The sequence below is a fragment of the Martinezella sp. CNPSo 3890 genome (assembly GCF_057784455.1).
The window spans coordinates 47,336-64,824 of the sequence record NZ_JBXSOR010000011.1; the positions used below are offsets into that span (position 1 = coordinate 47,336).

12 protein-coding genes are annotated in these 17,489 nt (G+C 55.1%); 7 read left to right on the forward strand and 5 right to left on the reverse strand.

Annotated elements, in window-relative coordinates:
• Positions 1-124: 124 nt before the first annotated feature.
• Positions 125-454, reverse strand: a complete 330-nt coding sequence (locus AC13RC_RS22870; RefSeq protein WP_488558500.1) for a DUF982 domain-containing protein — start codon at positions 452-454, stop codon at positions 125-127.
• 415 nt (positions 455-869) lie between these two features.
• On the reverse strand, positions 870-1,547 hold the full coding sequence (locus AC13RC_RS22875) for a cupin domain-containing protein (RefSeq protein WP_488558501.1): 678 nt from the start codon (positions 1,545-1,547) through the stop codon (positions 870-872).
• A gap of 656 nt (positions 1,548-2,203) precedes the next feature.
• Here AC13RC_RS22875 and AC13RC_RS22880 point away from each other — a divergent pair.
• From AC13RC_RS22880 to AC13RC_RS22895, 4 genes are all read left to right on the forward strand, one after another.
• Positions 2,204-2,446: a DUF2188 domain-containing protein gene (locus AC13RC_RS22880; protein WP_488558502.1), complete on the forward strand. Its 243-nt coding sequence runs from the start codon at positions 2,204-2,206 to the stop codon at positions 2,444-2,446.
• A 342-nt stretch (positions 2,447-2,788) separates the two neighbouring features.
• Positions 2,789-4,816, forward strand: a complete 2,028-nt coding sequence (locus AC13RC_RS22885; protein ID WP_488558503.1) for an FUSC family protein — start codon at positions 2,789-2,791, stop codon at positions 4,814-4,816.
• Positions 4,817-4,840: 24 nt separating this feature from the next.
• The gene (locus AC13RC_RS22890) at positions 4,841-5,047 is read left to right on the forward strand and encodes a DUF1656 domain-containing protein (RefSeq protein ID WP_488558504.1); all 207 of its coding nucleotides are present in this window, start codon (positions 4,841-4,843) and stop codon (positions 5,045-5,047) included.
• Entirely contained in the window at positions 5,044-5,940 is an 897-nt protein-coding gene (locus AC13RC_RS22895; protein WP_488558505.1) for an efflux RND transporter periplasmic adaptor subunit, read from the forward strand. The genes AC13RC_RS22890 and AC13RC_RS22895 overlap by 4 nt, the downstream gene beginning before the upstream one ends.
• Before the next feature lie 1,070 nt (positions 5,941-7,010).
• Here AC13RC_RS22895 and AC13RC_RS22900 read toward each other — a convergent pair.
• Together AC13RC_RS22900 and AC13RC_RS22905 are read right to left on the reverse strand one after the other, a co-directional pair.
• Complete coding sequence (locus AC13RC_RS22900; RefSeq protein ID WP_488558506.1) at positions 7,011-7,361, reverse strand: DUF1003 domain-containing protein; 351 nt, start codon at positions 7,359-7,361, stop codon at positions 7,011-7,013.
• A gap of 404 nt (positions 7,362-7,765) precedes the next feature.
• Positions 7,766-8,242, reverse strand: coding sequence for a DUF992 domain-containing protein (locus AC13RC_RS22905; protein ID WP_488558507.1), 477 nt, complete (start codon positions 8,240-8,242; stop codon positions 7,766-7,768).
• Between the two features lie 1,006 nt (positions 8,243-9,248).
• Here AC13RC_RS22905 and AC13RC_RS22910 point away from each other — a divergent pair.
• A complete protein-coding gene (locus AC13RC_RS22910) occupies positions 9,249-11,543 on the forward strand; it encodes an FdhF/YdeP family oxidoreductase (RefSeq protein WP_488558508.1) in 2,295 nt (764 codons plus the stop codon).
• A 607-nt stretch (positions 11,544-12,150) separates the two neighbouring features.
• On the opposite strand, the gene AC13RC_RS22915 is transcribed toward AC13RC_RS22910, so the two are convergent.
• The gene (locus AC13RC_RS22915) at positions 12,151-12,702 is read right to left on the reverse strand and encodes a hypothetical protein (RefSeq protein ID WP_488558509.1); all 552 of its coding nucleotides are present in this window, start codon (positions 12,700-12,702) and stop codon (positions 12,151-12,153) included.
• Positions 12,703-12,806: 104 nt separating this feature from the next.
• On the opposite strand from AC13RC_RS22915, the gene AC13RC_RS22920 reads away from it, so the two are divergent.
• Both AC13RC_RS22920 and AC13RC_RS22925 read left to right on the forward strand, forming a co-directional pair.
• Positions 12,807-15,902 carry an ATP-binding protein gene (locus AC13RC_RS22920; protein WP_488558510.1) on the forward strand — a complete coding sequence of 1,032 codons (3,096 nt, stop codon included), beginning with the start codon at positions 12,807-12,809 and terminating at the stop codon, positions 15,900-15,902.
• Positions 15,895-17,088 (forward strand): MFS transporter, encoded by a 1,194-nt coding sequence (locus AC13RC_RS22925; protein WP_488558511.1) that lies wholly within the window; start codon positions 15,895-15,897, stop codon positions 17,086-17,088. Before AC13RC_RS22920 ends, AC13RC_RS22925 begins: the two co-directional genes overlap by 8 nt.
• Positions 17,089-17,489 lie beyond the last annotated feature (401 nt).

Genomic DNA, 17,489 nt, shown 5'->3' on the forward strand with positions numbered 1-17,489 from the left:
TCAACCCTTGGATAAGTCAAGATACCCGGTCGTGACGGCTTCGACAAGAGGTCGCCACCTCAGCCCTCTTTTGGACAGCCGATGGGGCGATCTCGCCTCTTCGGTGCGATCGGCTTGTGCGATGTCATTTTATGCTCTCGCTGGTAGCGCAGGTTCGAACCGGATTGGATACGCTGCGACTGTTTCCTTGCGCAGGCAGGAGTATCGTGGCATCGTCTTCAGCTAAAAGTTGAGCCCGGTTAATGAACTTTCGAAAGTTCTCACGAACTGCGGCGAGCGGGAAATGGCCATGCCTGGCGCGAACACATGCAGCATATATCGTCTCATAGACCAGGTCCCGTTGATCATGGGGCCACTCCTCAAGGAGTTCGAGCGCGTCGTCCAAGCTTGCGATTCGCTCAATCGAGTGCTTCTTTCTCATGAAGACGGGCTGGTAAAAATCGAACTTTGACATCCTATTCCCTTGAAAACATATGGACTTCAGTAGCTTCTCGCATTGCAACGGTTCTCCTTGACCGAATTGACCCGCGAAATAAGTATGTCTGCTATCTGACGCGTCTCTTAATCGCTTTTTTCCGCGTTTCGGCCTCAGATTTGCGCCCTGCAAAGGCAGTGGTTTGCTATTTGTCGTTCTGGTAATGATCGGTCTTCTTCCGCTGGCTGGAGCTTATGCAATCGCATCCAGCCGGGACCGCGGCACAGAAATCTCTGCAGTCCCGTTGGATCGCTTTGCGACCTGCGCGTCGCCGAAGTGTTCAGCATTCCACCTATTGCTGCCTCGTTTGCAGGCGCATAGGAAGGCCGCCCCGATCCTGTTCCGTACGCTTGGCGAGCATCTCGCGGTCGAGTGTGAAGCCTGCGCAACGCGCCTAGTCGAGGCTGAGCGCTGAAAACCCGTCATCCTGATAAACTTCTGTGCCAATCGGACGGACGACGACCGCGTCGTGCAAGTCAAAATTCATGTCAGGAAGCTGAGCTTCGGGCACGCCAAATTCACGAGCGAGGATTACCTTGTCGAATACGGCGGCAACCGTTCTCTCCCTCGTACTACTATCACCTTCGTCGCGAAAAAGAAGCTCGTAGCCATTCCCTTGCCTGAAGGAGGCGTGTGAATTCGAAGTGCCATTTTCATCGCAGTCCTTGGCGTCAATCACAGTGACATGTTCGTCGCCCGCCAGCGGCAGCTTGCTGGGGTCGATCCCATCATGAGCAACCGCAACGATCACACGCGATGGTCCGTTCGCTACGTTGTGGACGCTATAGGCATTTCCCGCCGGCAGAAAGAACACATCGCCCGACCGAACGGTGAAAGTGTCAACGCGCTCGAAGCCGTTTCCGATCAGCAAAAGTACCTCGCCCGAGCTACAGAAGCCAACTTCATTGAACTCGGAAACCCCTTCCGAAACGAGGTCACTGCCGACAGGCAAATCGAATCTGAAAAAACCCAATTGGCGCAACCGCTGCAGCGATTTTGTCGAATGAGCAACCTTGGACATTTCTGATGCATGACCACGTCCGTCAGTTTGCTTCGATTGTGCGTCTTCCATTGAAACTGTCCTTATAATTTCGTGCGTTGCGTGCTTGAACTGGCAATCGGCATTTAGTGGCTGTCTTCTCGGCGTCACTTCACTTTCCGAAAGCCAAGGGAGTGGTTCCGCGAAACGTCTCGATAAGAGGCTCGTCCTTTCGAACTCATTTGCAGCTCCTTTGATCTGGGAAAGTCATGGTCTTCACCACTCGCACACTAACTGGTGGTGGGGAACATTGCTTCCTATCCATTGGCATGGAACCGATATACGGGGGTATGGGCGCGCGCTGTCAGTGACCAGACGCCCTTGGCGCGTCGGGTTTACGCTTCGCAGGCAAAGTCCTGTCGCTCATTCCCATATGTCTAACAGATGTTGCGCCGAGATGGCGTCTTTCGCACATGCTTAAAAAAGCTCGCGATACGCGGAGTGGAAGTCTCTCAGGGAGCGGATGTCGTCGTCAAAGGCTACTCGCCTTTTTCAGGTGTTTGACACGGGCTTTGAGGCATATTCGGACGAAGCGCGGCCACCAATCATACAGAAGGATAGCTTGCGCAAGCCCTCCGTTACCTGTCTTTGGAATGGGTCGAGCGAAATCGGTCCCGGACCGTCTGTCTCACGAAGTCCGCGCTCGCGGTGTGATATGTCGCAGAGCTTTATAAGAAATGGAGAAATTGATGCGCATTGTATATCATGTTGGAAGGCACGACGGTGGATATGGATACCGCCTGGATGAGGTATGGTCCGAAACATATCCGGATCATAAAGAAGCCTTAGCCGCGGCAAACGCCGCTGCACAGCGCCAACACCTTGTTGGAAACAGCGCTGAGATTTCATATCAAATGCCTGACGGGAACTGGAAAACAGAATATGTGAACGGCGCAGATCGTCCCAGCCCCATTGTTGTTGACGATCAATAAGCATTCATCCCAACATGATGGGTCTACCAACTTCCCATCGAGCTCCGGACCTTCCGATCGGTCTCTCAAGCGATGCGGCTCCAACTTAGGGCCGACCATCCGGAAATGCCTAGGAATATGGCAGAGTTGCATCGTCCATCATGCGCGATCGTGGTCGTTGCGATTGCCCCGGAGCAACCCTGAATATGCTCACAAGGTCGCAAAAGAGCCAGAAGTTTAACGGCCTGATTGAACGGCGACGCAAATCAAACCCACGTATAGGTCTAGGTTACCTGACGTATAATTCATACGACGTCACGCGTAGCTATAATCAAATCATCCGATTGCACCGGGATGATGTTTATGGGCGGCCGCACCAACGGTAGTGTTGATATCTTGAGCGCAGTTTTCCCGAAGAGCCGGCTCACTGCAGGGGCCCTGGGCCCGCTTCGCATCCGTATGCTATTTGCGCTTCGACTTTCGACATCGGTCTGCCTTGCCCTCTTCATTACGTACTGGCTTGAGCTTCAGAACTCATTTTGGGCCGCGACAACTGCGGCGATCGTTTGTCAACCCAACCTTGGCGCATCTCTGCAGAAGGGGCGCTACCGCGTCATCGGCACCATTATCGGCGGGTTGGTCATGGTGGGCCTCCTGGCGCTCTTTGCCCAGCAGCGGGATATTCTCATCCTGTCATTAGCCGTGTGGTGCGGTCTCTGCGGTTGCGCCGTGACCTTTCTCAGAAATTACGCATCCTATGCAGCGGGCCTGGCAGGAATCACTGCGACCATTATCTTTGCTGACTCTATCTCAGATCCGACAACGGCGTTCTTTATCGCATTAACGAGGGTGGGTGAGATTTGCATCGGCATTGGCGCCACTGCGTTTGTGGTGCTGATGACCGAGAACGCGGCCGCGGCGCGCCAGTTGTCGAGGACGCTTAAGGATACTTCAAAGCAATTGTTTGCTGGCATCTGCGAGACGCTCCATTCCGACAACGCCAGTGTCGACCACACTTTCCTTCGGCACGAGATGGTTCGCTCGCTCGGCTTACTGCGAGATCAAGTAGATTCTGCCATTGGCGAATCATCGTATCTGCATTCCAGGCAAGGTAATCTAAACCACATGCTGAGAAGTCTGCTGCAGGCGATCGTCGGATGGCGAAATATCGACCATCTCCCCGCCAGCAACGAGGGCCTTGCGGACGCAAAACAAGAGGCACACGCAATCTTCCGTTGCTTGGATGCATCGGATAATCCGAATAACCCCCTGCTTTTCAAAGAGGCAAGCGACGCGGCTCTGGCCGCTCTCTCCCGGATCAAAAAGACGAGCCCTGCGGCTCAGGTCGTGATTGACGGAACCAAGGAAGTTATCGCGTGCCTTGAAGCGATAGCTGATTGCGAGGCGGTTCTTGGAAAAGAGGGAGCAACCGCTCGACCACATTCGCTCTCGCTTCCAATCGTTATTGACCCGGCGCCTGTCCTCATGGCCGGAGCAAGAGTATTTATTGCTGTATTGGTTAGCTCCACGTTCTGGATCTGGACGGCGTGGCCGACAGGTCAATTTTGTGTCGTGTTCGCGGCTATCGCGACACTCGTATTCGCATCTTTTGGAGATCGAGCTCTGGTTCTGGCAAAAGATTATTCAATCGGCGTTGCGATCATAGCGGTACTCGGTGGATGCCTGTATTTTGGAATTCTACCCGCACTGACCGGATTCCCTCAACTTATCATGCTGTTGATCGCACTCCTGGCCGCGATTGGCTTCATGCAAGCGGGAAAATGGCATAGCGTACTTTTCCTTGCAATGTCGGTGTGTTCACTCCCGCTATTAGGGATCGGAAATCCGCCGATCTATAGTGCAAGTAACTACTTCAATCTTGCACTGGCTATCCTTGCCGGATCAACATTCGGATCTTTGCTTTTCGTCATCTTTCCAGCCGTAGATCCTTCCGTCCGCGAGCGGCGTCTGATAGGCTATTCTCTCGGTCGTTTCAGACGGCTTCTCGCGGATGCGTCGCGAATGTCGTCCTCAAGGTGGACTGGGCTGTTATCTTCAATTTTCTACGGCCTCCCAGCGACATCATCGGATGAGCGGTTTATGGATCTGGTGGCGATCTCTTCTGCCGGGCATTCGGTGGCAAGGCTGATCGACGAACTCGACCGAACTTCCTTTCTTACAATGCTGAAGCAGGCGTTTCATAATCTAGCCTCAGGCGACCTATCGGCAGCAGAATGCCGGCTCTCGCAGTTGGATCAACTCATTTTATCCTCAAGCATCCCGGGATCGGACGATCGGACGGTCTGTTCTCGCGCTCAACTTCGGATTCTGATGGACATTATTCGAGATCGCGGACCACTGCTTCGCTCCGGTCTGGTGAATTCAATGTGAGCGTTAAAAGCCGGGGAAAGCAATATGTACTCTGAAGTGAATTTGCAGGGCGTCTATGTAGCTCCGTTTGTTCTCATGATGTTAGCCGCGTGGATTCTGACGATCCCTCTTAGCGTCCTAAGCAATCGTTATAGCCTTTCACGTTTCGTCTGGCACAGCGGTCTCTTTAATATTTGTATATACATAATAATTCTTTCGCTTATCGTCGTATTATCGGGATCGTTTCTATGAACACTTCAGGCAATTCTCCGGAACAACTCAAAACTCGATGGAAGTTGCTTCCTCGGATCTTCACATCCATCGCCGTCCTCCTCGCTGTAGGAGGTACCTGGCTTATCTGGAAGAACTATATGGAAACCGCATGGACAAGAGATGGAGCCGTAAGGGCGTATGTAGTCGCAATTGCTCCGCAGGTATCAGGGAGAGTGGCAGAGCTCGCCGTTAAAGCCGATCAATATGTGAAGAAGGGCGACGTCCTGATGGTGATTGAACCCGCAGACTATCAGATCGAAGTTGCGAGCGCTGACGCTGCTGTTGCCATCGCGAAAGCCGATATGGACAACAAGCAGGCTGAGGCCGCCAGGCGCGTGAAGCTGGACGAACTTACCGTTTCGAAGGAGTCCGAGCAGACCTATCTTACCGCAGCGAATATGGCTGCGGCCACATACCGCCAGGCTCGTGCCAATCTCGACAAGGCAAACCTCGACCTGCAGCGCACGCGGATCCTCTCACCTGTCGACGGATACATAACGAATCTGGCGATACAGCCCGGAGATTTCGCTACCAACGGGCAACGGGCACTATCGATCGTGGACAGCAACAGTTTCTGGATCGATGCCTATTTTGAAGAGACCCTGCTGAGCAAGATAGAAGTTGGTGATAGGGCAATCGTAAAGCTGATGGCTTACCCTGAGAAGCTCGGCGGACGAGTTGTTGGAGTCGGACGAGGAATTTCTGTCCCGAATGCAGACTCCGATTCGTCAGGGCTTGCCACTGTCAATCCAGTGTTCACTTGGGTTCGACTCGCACAACGCGTTCCGGTCCGGGTGGAACTGGATCCTCCGCTTCCGCCAGGCGTACGACTGACGGCGGGTCTGACGGCAACGGTCTCTGTCAGCCAGTGAAGCATCGAATCAACCCAAACGCAGAGGGCAATTGCTCTCCCGGAATACCTCTTCCAGATGTTTGGCGATGGTCTTAACCTCGTCGGTCGCCGTGTACCTGTTGCGGAAGCTCCCCGGCAAGGGAATCCTCCCTGGCCGCCAAACGCATCAGATCCGCCTCCAACAGCATCTCGCACGTCGGGGCGCTCGACCAAGGCGTAGCCGTCGCTCAGCGCCGATGGGGCACAGAATACACTCTTTTTTTCGTCTTCCCGGATCCTACCCTGAAGGTTCACCCCAACCCCTTGCCAACTCTCATCGCAAATCAGGACGCTGTGATGACTGATCGGGATGAGGTGTGTACCAAACAGCGTTCGGTCCGACTTGTCTTGTATACTTATGAGTGAAGCCCTGGATGTCGGCTGCTTATTTCCTCAATGCCGATGATATGGGTGCCATAAAGATGACGGGCGTCAGGTCCCGGATATGCACCCGATGATTCAGCGTGGGTCAAGCGAACGGGCCATCTTCTGGCCTTGCAGCATCCCGTGCCGAGCAAAGCCACGTTGCCAAGGCAGTAACTCAGGTCTCGAGCTTTGTCGCAGCAATCTCGTCTTCGAAAGCCAAAAGCGTCGCTGTTTTCGTTCAGGATGAACGTGCATCTGACGCTCTCGCCGGCAGCTCGTTCATATGAGGGCAAATTTATGGATCCCTCTGAAGGGATTGTCCTGGTGGAACTTGTTCATCGCCACCCAAGATAAAGAGAGGCGCGAGGATACCCGCGAGCAACACCGTAAGGATCAGGATCGGAATAAGTCGCATAGTTGGACCATCGCCTCGCGTTTTATCTTGGCCACACGACCACCCGGGTTAGTGCGACGAATCGCCCGAGGAATCCGCGCAGGTTCCTTCGATGCAAGAGGTTTTCTGAAGCGCCGGCTCACTCGGCAGGGTCCTTGTTGTTGACGACCCGTTGCATGGGCAGAGACCAAGCTGGCCTGCGTGCGACTGTATCTCGCCCAGGCGTTTCCAATGGGTTGCAATCAGGAAGTCGACTTTCTCGTGCAGCCGGCGGATCTCGAGCTCTGCCTTCAGATTGACCTGATAATCTTGGTTGCACGCAGACGGTCCTTTGCTTCCTGTCGACGCTGACTCATCATGATTACCGGCGCCTGAAACGCCGCGATCCTCGAAAGCAAGAGATTCAGCAAAACAAACGGATAGGCGTCAAATGCCTCATGTCGACCAAGTGCCATGTTGCAAGTCATCCAGATCGTCAGGAAGCCCGCAAAACCGATGATAAAAAACCCGCTGCTGCCGAACCTTGCCACGTAATCGGCTACTCGCGCGCCCAAATCCTCGTTATCGTCGAATTCGACCTCGGTATTCCCGGTGAGAGCGTCCCAGGCTGCAATACTCTCGGTAACCTCGGATTCCAGCAAGCTGAGCTCACCTTTCTGCTCGTCGGCCAGATCGACGATGTATCGCCATTGAAGGTCTTCGATGCCGCTTCTGTCGATGTGATCGTCAGGCTGTAACGATGGGTGCTGGGAATTGCAAATGGTCTGCGAAACCGGGCTTCATCTCGCGGATCCGGCAGGCTTGCCCGGAGTTCCGCGGAGCGCCGGAGATGGCGCCAGTCGGCAAAGATAGCCGGTTCGTCATGTGCGTCCTGCGCGTGGTGGGCAGCCTTGTCCTTCGTATGTTTCGTCAGCGGATCTAACATTACAGCCGTCTTCCCGTTGATCTTTCGGTGTTCACACATCGGCGCGAAGGGATGGGACGGCGGTGCCATCTGACTGTCATGTTACGGGCGTGCCACCCGGTTGTCGCACGCCCGTTGAAATCAGTCAGCCGCACGAAGCGTCAGGGCCGTGATCCCGGCAGCAACATTTAAGCCTTCTTCGCCCTGGAGGGACACCGGCTGCAGTGAAACCGTTCCATGTTCGCCGCCGACGAGAACTTTCGCTCCCAGGCCGAGGCCAATGGCCGCATCAGCGCTTACGCCGGCGTACGTTCCGGCAAGTGCTTCCGTGTTTCTGGTAGCAGGTGCAAATACAAGCCAAGCCATGCTTGCCTTGCTGATTTCGCCGACATCGAGACCGAACTCGGTGATCTTGCCCCTGTAGGTTTGCGCGACCCCGCCGTCGGTTGGGACGAAGTTGCACGAGATCTCCTGTTGCGAGCCGACGATCACGCCAATGCCGGCGGAAACGTCGCAATCCAGACGGCCAACCTCTGCGTGCGGGGCTGCGAATGCGTCGCCAGTAGCGATGAGGGAAACGATCATGGCGGCTAGCGATGCGATGAGAAGAGTGCGCACGTTGATTCCTTTCAATTTGGGATTATTGATCATTTTTGCTCGGCGATCCCGGCGGGGAGCGCGAGGGTATGGGCGCTTGCAGCAGCGGTCCAGCTGCAGGCGGGTGACTAAGCGGTCGAGGGTTCTGATTTAGGTGAATTGCGGCCAGTATACCTTGACTTGGCAGCTTCGGAAGTTGATTGCCGCTCACGCCTGGTGGACGTCTGACACATCTTTGATGTCGACGCCCGGCTTTCGATTTCCGGCGAGTGGCTGTCAGCGCGGAGAGCTGCTGGGGCGTGTCCGACCACTTTGGCCGAACGCGGGATGGTTATGTTTTTTCCGTCTGATATGGCTTTTGCGGTTCTGATAATCACCGGTGCCCGGCATCGAAGCTTCTATCAAAATTCCATGGCTTTCTTTCCAGTTTGCGACACGGTTATGGCTTCGCTACCATTATGACTGATGCCAGGCAAAGAGGGCGTGACAGTTGCAGTGTCGATTAATTGATTGAGATGCGGCTCATAGTTTTAATCCTGTTCGTGTTGCTGATATGGCGTCTATCGATGAAAGCTATTCCCCGGTGACGACCCGGATTGCGTTGAGAGCAATCTATGCGGTTCGTCCATGTTTCGAAATCATACTCTGGTGTCCAAAGCTTAGACGAAGGTTTGAAGTTTCCATTAGCGCTACCTTTTCGAAGGTGTTGCGGTGCGGGCAACGCACACTCCGACCAAACAGTTTTCGATACTGTGTGATCATCTTCGGGTGCTAATCGAACTGACAGGTGAGAGACCGCTCTCCATCCGGCCAAAGTGGCCATGGATATGAACTTTATGGTTCTTCACTAATGCCCATGGATCCACTGGCACGAGGTGGAGTTTCGGTGGGTCCGTCGAAAGAGAGCGGCGCCTAAACAGATGTAGCCTCGGGAACATACGACAGTTGGCATCGCCTATCCTTCAGTATAGCTCCTTGGTGTGTCCCTCCCTGCTATCCTCTCCTTTCCGGAAAAGTGGAGATTGCCATGACAAGGAAGCGGCCAGACGGCATCAGACCATATCATGAACCGGCGGGTGGATGGGGTGCGCTGAAGGCGGTCGCCCAGACCCTGGCCCGTCAGCAAGTCCTTGCACAGGGCACAGCGACGCTACTGAAGGCAAATCAACCTGAGGGCTTCGATTGCCCCGGCTGTGCATGGCCGGATCCGAAACACACCTCGTCATTCGAGTTTTGTGAGAACGGTGCGAAGGCGATTACGTGGGAATCCACAGCCAAGCGTGTCAGGCCGGAGTTCTTTGAGGCACATTCCGTCGCGGAACTCTGGAACTGGACGGATCATGAGTTGGAGAACCAGGGGAGACTGACACACCCCATGGCCTATGATGCCGCCAGCGACCACTATCGGCTGATCGAGTGGGATGACGCGTTTGCGATCATAGCAAGGGAACTCAACAAACTTGAAAGCCCCCATCAGGCGGAATTCTATACTTCAGGTAGAGCGTCGAACGAGGCTGCCTTCACATTCCAGCTGTTTGTTCGGGCCTTTGGCACGAACAATTTCCCCGATTGCTCGAACATGTGTCACGAGGCGACCAGCGTTGGATTGCCGGAATCGATTGGAGTAGGTAAGGGCACGGTGACGCTCGAGGATTTCGATCATGCGGATGCGATCTTCAGCTTCGGGCATAACCCCGGAACGAACCATCCACGTATGATGACAACGCTCCATCAGGCGTCACGCCGCGGAGTGCCAATAATAGTATTTAATCCGCTCAAGGAGCGAGCGTTGGAGAAATTCGCGGCACCACAAAACCCTATAGAAATGGTTACTTTCTCCTCCACCGAGATTGCTTCGGCCTACCATCAGGTCCGCACGGGTGGCGATCTCGCGGCCATCAAGGGGATGATAAAGTCGATTTTCGAGCGCGACGAGAAGGATCTTGAAAGCGGTGGTGCAGGGGTTCTTGACCGTGATTTCATAAAGGAACACACGGTCGGCATCGACGACCTGCGAAAGGATGTCGAGCGAACAACCTGGGAGAACATCCTGCGTTATTCCGGATTGACCCGAGATGCAATCGAGAGCGCCGTCGACGTCTACCTGAAGGCAAAGAACGTCATCCTGTGCTACGGAATGGGTCTTACGCAACACGCGAGAGGAACCGCCAATGTTCAGCAGGCCACGAACCTGCTGATGCTGCGAGGCAATATCGGACGGGAGGGTGCGGGTATCTGCCCGGTGCGTGGACACTCCAACGTTCAGGGTGATCGCACCGTCGGCATTACAGAGATCCCAAATGACAGCCTGCTCGATGGAATTGAGAGAGCTTTCGGCTTCAGGCCGACCGGTCAGAAGGGACACAACGCTATTGAGGCGATCAAAGCCATCGCAGATGGCCGGTCGAAGGCTCTGATATGCCTTGGCGGCAACCTTGCGGTAGCAATGTCGGACCCGACGATTACGTTCGACGGAATGCGCAAGCTCGACCTTTCGGTCCAGATTTCAACCAAACTTAATCGGTCTCATCTTCTGACAGCAAAGAATTCGTTGATCCTTCCGTGCCTTGGGCGAACCGATTTGGATACGCAAGCGTCCGGCCCCCAAGCTGTCACGGTAGAAGACTCCATGTCGATGGTCCACGCGTCAAAAGGCTTCTTGGACCCGCCAAGCCCGTTCCTCAAGTCCGAGCCAGCAATTATCGCCGGTATCGCTGCGGCGACACTCGGCAGCAAATACGATATCGACTGGGCGGGGATGATCGGGAATTACGATCGCATTCGCGACAAGATAGAGATCGTCTTCCCGGACTTCTTCGATTTTAATAGGCGTGTCCGAGTGCGCGGTGGGTTCCGATTGGACGTCCCGGCGTCGCATCGTGAATGGCGGACGGCTAGCGGCAAAGCTAATTTCCTGACCGCGCCTGGTCTTGATGAGGATCCTCGCCTCACGGATCCAAGTACACTGGTGTTGACGACACTCCGGAGCCATGACCAGTACAACACAACCGTGTATGGGCTGGATGACCGTTATCGAGGGATTTTTGGCAGGCGTGATGTTATTTTTATGAATGCGGCCGATTTGAACGCACGCGGGCTTCAAGAGGGCGACAAGATCGACATTCACGCGATGACCGCTCAGGGACCAGCCCGGTCCGTGCGCGGATACACGGCGATCGAATACGATATTCCTCAAGGCTCGGTCGCGGGTTATTATCCCGAGATGAACGCGGTTGTTGGTCTTGACGACTTTGATCAAAGATCAGGAACGCCCGCCTATAAGGGTGTGCCTGTGACGATTGTCCGCTCCGCTGCCGGTTAAGAGGCACCGCATCGATACGCAAAGCGTTGCCCAACCTTCTGCAGCTGACGTGAGCCCGCTCCGATGCTCGAGCTGTCGGTCTCACTTCAGCACCCCTCACTCAACTACGGGTGGAATGGTGCGCGCTATAAGCTGTTTTCGATATCTCGCTTTGGGAAGAAGAAGGTGGATCATGTTCAGGAAGGTGCTGATGGTAAAAGAGTCTGGTAGCTTCATTTGCTGCGGCGAATGGAGCACCGGCTGAACGCGAGGCGATTTGGGGACGCCTCTGCTATCGATCTACAAAACTTCACATTAAAGTTCACTGATCCGGTTGATGTAACGCGTTCGTCGATCAAGATCTTTTCAGCGTCAGGTCATGCCATTGCAACGGAGCCGTTGCGAACCGCCCCTCTGGAAATGAACTAATCGCTCCGATCATGAAGCTGCTTTCCCGGGTTCCTGCAAGGTCATCTGGCACGTGGCGTCGAGCCGAGGAATATAGCATTGCTTGGCATAAGACGCCGGAGGACCATCGATTTCGACCAGACCTCGGCGACAAACTTCACCTGGGCGGGATTGCCATGATCAAGCCCTGACAGAGGTGCCTACGAAATATTGCCTTCCCTCAGGTAGAGCAATGAATATCTGTAGTATTAGCAATTGATATTTTAACCGTTCTCTGCCGTTTACTGTAATCTTTTGATTTGAGCCAAAACGTCTGTAATTCAGGTATCGTTTTTTCTATCATATCAAGCGATTCTATATTTCGACCGAGCTCAGTATATTTCTTCACTGTTTGCATATTAACGTAGATTACAGTGAAAAGATCGGTCAGCTCGTCTATATCCGCTCCTTCTGTATTAAGAAGTAACTCCAGTATTTCGCTTCGATTTCGGATCAGCCAGAAGCGGACGACTTCACCATCCTGCTCGAAGAGTATTCTCAGCGCCGATATCCTATGATTTGGATCGTACTCGAATTGCACCTGAACGCGCTGACGTACCGCAGGGACATTCCTGGCCCGGACCATCTGTTCGATTTCGCAATCCGTGCCCAGAGAGGCCGATTCGGTGAGAGCTTGATGAATCAAACGATAGCCCCGCGGATCTATGGCTGCAGGATCTCCAATTCCATCTACCAAACTCATGAGCAATTTGGAGCAGGCGGTTTCGCACATGGCACTCTCCGTCAGGTCGTACTATGGCAGGGATAGCGCAAAATCCCGGATAAAGGTGCAAAAAACTGTAAAATCTGATCCCGAATGCACCGTGAGCTAGGCGGATGGATTTTGCAGAAGCGGGCAAACCGTACCGGGCCGCTCCAGGGAGCCTCTTGACGCCAATGGAGCCGTATAGCACAACTTTCGGTGCAGGCGGATCGGCCGGGGTATCGCTCTATCCAGGCTTGGCATGGATTTCAGCGAAATCCGCGTCTTCCGATACGCGACTATATACTCACGTATACTGGCGCAGCTGCGTCGGATCGGGCAATAATAAGGAATTTGGACACGGCGACTTTCAAGTGCCTCCTTTGTCGAACCATAACGTAGATCGTTCCGAAGCCTCTTTCGGTCCTTTTCGTTTGTCGCTCGCAACGAAGCAGCTCACGAAGGACGGCAATGCAGTGGCGATGGGCGGTCGCGCCCTGGAGATATTGATCACGTTGGTAGAACGCGCAGGTCAGGTCGTCTCCAAGCAGGACCTGATAGCAAGCGCGTGGCCGAAACTATTTGTGGAGGAGGCCAATCTGCGCGTGCAGATGACCGCGCTCAGGCGCATCTTAGGTGATGGCCAGGACGGACAGACATACATCGATAACGTCGCAAGGCAGGGGTATGTCTTTTCAGGCAGGGTGGAATTCTTCGCCTCCGAGATTTTGGAGATCGGGCCACCACAACGCCAACCGTTGGCGTTCCATAACCTGCCCAGCCCCCTGCAATCCGTGATCGGTCGCGAGAAAGTCATCGCTGCGTTGGCCGCACACCTGGCCGAAAGACGTTTGATAACCATCACAGGGAGTGGCGGAGTCGGAAAGACAACAACCGCAATCGAAGTGGGACGCCTGTTACTCCCGCGGCATGGCGCTGTTGTCGTCGTAGACCTGGCCCGGGTTTCGGATGATTTGCACGTTGCGAGCACAATGAAGGCGGCGATCGCGGCAACGTTGAACATTGAGCAGCAACCATTATCACAACCGCTGCCAATCAATGATCCGCTACTTATACTGGACAATTGCGAGCACTTGTTGGAGGCAACGGCGCAGGCGACTGAGGAGCTTCTGCGAAGTTCACCAAAAGCAAGGGTCCTCACCACGAGCCGCGAACCACTCCGTGCGGCCGGCGAATTTGTCTTGCGTCTTCCTGGTCTGGAGGTGCCACCCGCTGACCGGGACGTTTCCCCCATGGATCTACTTAGCTTTTCAGCTGTTCGCCTTTTCGTCGAGCGGGCTGCGGCGGTGCTGGGCAGCTATGTACCACGGGCGATGGACATTCCAATCATTGTGGAGCTCTGCCGACGTTTTGAAGGTCTGCCCCTGGCGATAGAGTTGGCGGCCGGACGGGTTGATTCCTATGGCGTTCAGGGGCTCGGACAGCGCCTCGACGATGCTTTTCAATTACTCACGTCCGGCCAACGCACCGCTCTGCCACGCCATCAGACGTTGCAGGCCACTCTTAACTGGAGCTATGACCAACTCTCCGACAGCGAAAAGACGACCTTCTCGAGAATCTCCATATTCCCGGGCCTCTTCTCCCTCGATGCTGGTGCAGAGGTGGCTTCGATTGCGGAGCCGATCTGGAGTACAACCGAGAACATCGCCAGCCTCGTCATGAAATCGCTTGTAAGCGCTGATTTCACCCAAGAAGTGCCACGCTACAGGTTACTTGAGACCACCCGGGAATACGCGCGAGGCAAACTTCGCGAGCGCGGAGAATTCGATCGCCTGAGCAAACGTCACGCCGCGCACGTGAAGGCGAAAATCGCCGCCCTCGACCGCGGCGGCGCCCATGCCGCAAGTTCCGACCGCCTCGCCAGTAGCGCGTGTTTGATCGATGATCTTCGTGCCTGTTTGGCATGGTGTTTCGGTCCTGGTGGCGACGTAGAGCTGGGAGTGGAACTCACGATCGCGTCGTCAACCATATGGTTTGAGCTTTCACTTGTCAGCGAGGCTCTTGTCTATTTCGAACGCGGCGCAGCAGCTCTGGAAGCACGCAGCCAAACCGACCCTGCGCGAGTGGTCTCTCTGTTGAGTTCGCTAGGAACCGCCCTGGTCTATACGATCGGACCTGGACCTGAAATTGACAAACTTTGGGCGAGAACGGCAGCGATCGCCACCACTTCGGGAGATCCTTCACTCAAGCTGGACGCGCTGTACGGCACCTGGCTTTCCGAACTCGCTGCAGGTCGGTATCATCTATCTCTGGCAACTGCTGAGTCGTTCCGAAAACTGGCATGCCTCGAGGCGGAAAAGCTATCTCCGGCGAACCTTAAGATCGGCGAAAGGCTCCTGGGTCTTTCACAACTTTATCTGGGACAGATTCCGGCAGCGTACGAATGTTTCGAAACCTTTCTCGATAGCGATTCTCCTGCGTTGAGTCCCATCGTACGGATGCAGTACGATCAGGGAGTCAGCGCGCGCGCCTACCAGGCCATGACGTTATGGCTGCTCGGCAAGTCGGAAGCTGCTCTCGCATCAGCCGCAAGTTGCATTGCCGACGCAAGGTTGCGGGGGCACTCGACTACGCTTTCGCTTGTATTGGTGGAAGCTGGATGCCCGCTTCCGTTCTACGCTGGCGCACTTGACTTGATGGCCGAGCGCGTGGACCTATTGCAGGATACTGCCGGGCAGCAAGCCTTTGGACCGTGGCGAGCTTGGGGCCGCTGCTTTCGGGGAGCCCTTTTGTTCGGCCAGGGTTCGAATGATGCCGCCATCGAGCACCTTCTTGGCGGTCTTGAGGAACTCAAGCGCACGCGGTGGCCAGTTCGACGATCACTGTTTTTGTGCCTTCTCGCACAGGCCATGCAGAGTGGCGGTCGCCATGACGAGGGATTGCGCTACATCGAAGACGCCCTGGCAATGAGTACCGAAAGCGGCGAGGCGTGGCATCTGCCCGAACTGCTGCGTGTGAAAGCGGAGCTCGTACATCGTGAACGACCCTACGATGCGGTAGCCTGCTTGCGCCGAGCCCAAACGATCGCAGAGCAAAACAGTATGGTCGCTTGGCAGGTCCGTTGCAGGGAAACCGCTCTCAAGTTATCGCAAGCAAATACTGCCTCTGTGTCTTCAGGTCCGAGAAGCGCCCTGGAAAGCCCAAGGTCGCCAGCCAATAAGAGCCGTGCTGACGCCGGTGTGGCGGATAGGAGAGTAAGCCTTGACTGAGCACACCGCCACCCAGCCTACATCGGCAGGAAAGGGCGTGACGCGCAATAGCACGCTACTGGTTGATATCACTTTAGCGTTCGTAGCGATGGCCGGGCCGCTCTATGTCGACATCATGCCCGCCTTGATCGCTACTCTTAGAACAGAGTACGGCTTGCGCCCCGATCAGGCAGGGTTCGTGGCCGGAGTGAATGGCTATGGGGCGATGGTTGGCGCGCTGCTGGCGCTTGTACTGGTGTCGCGCGTCCCTTGGCGAGCGTTTCTGCTCGGGCTGCTTGCAGTACTGATAATGGCGGATTTGATGACGATGGCAGTCCAGCACTATCTTTGGCTGCTCATTATTCGTTTCATTCATGGGCTCGCGGGCGGGCTCCTTGTCGGAGTCAGTTATGCCCTGATGTCTCAAACCCGCGATGCGCGTCAAAGCTTTGGCATACTGTTTGTTTTTCACTTCGGCTTCGGTGGATTGGGCATCGGTACATCGTCGCTGCTAACTCACATGATGCCTGGCGGTATGGTCTTCGGCTTGCTTGCGGCGTTCGGTTTTGTCGCGGCCGCCCTCGTGCCCTTGCTGCCGAGCTTTCATCAACCGGGTTCCGCCCGGATTTCTCGAAGCGGGTCGACATCGAAGTGGTTTACGCTGCCGCTGTTCCTGAACGTCACCGGCATCTTTCTCTTTCAAGCCGCTAATCTGGGCCTCGGCGCGTTCCTGATCGGCATCGCCGTCGATCTCGGACAATCTCCCGCCTTTGCAGGCGTGGTTGTCGGCGTGGGGCTGGCAGCAGGTATTCCCGGATCTCTTTTAATGATCTCGTTGAGCCGCCATCTCGGATGGCGGCCAGTGGCGCCGGCCCTCCTCGTTGCTGGTCTGACCAAACTACTTGTATTCGCCGGAACGACTCCTGTCTGGTTCGCGCTTTGTGTAGCGGTGATCTATCTGACCATGGCGGTTGCGCTGCCTTATGTACTGGCAGCATGCTCGAGAGGCGACAAAAGCGGCTATGCCACGGTAGTTGGCGGCTTCGCTTCCAAGTTAGGACTCGCCTGCGGCCCCGCCGCTGCGGGATTGCTGTATGCCCAAAGTTGGGAGATCCTCGTCATCGCGTCGGCTGTCACTGTCGCGGTCGCAGCTGCAATCTGTGCTCTATCCTTTTGGCTGACGGACGCCAGCGCGCAGCACGGATGACCAGTGGCGCGCCTCTTCGCCTTCTCCTGGTATCTTCAATCGAACGGGGAAGGCGAACGCGAGAGTGGCGGCGATACCGTCACACTATTGGCCGCATTGCTGAGTGCTGAGCACAAAAGTCAGTCGTCTGGGCGGTCCGGAATTGATTTGGGCTCTCGAGCGACGGTGGTGCCGAGTTGATCAAATGCGCGATCAGAATATCAAACGTTATTGGATTGCGGTGAAATAGCCAGGTGAGATTGCGTTTCCCACAAACGGGGGATGTGGCGTTATATCGATTTCTCTGCGTTGAGGTTTCATACGACACTGAATCGAAGTGGTTCTCTACATCTCCCGCGCCGGTTTGAAATATCACATCACCGCTCGGGATGTGAACGGCCTTTGCGGCCAATTACCCTGCA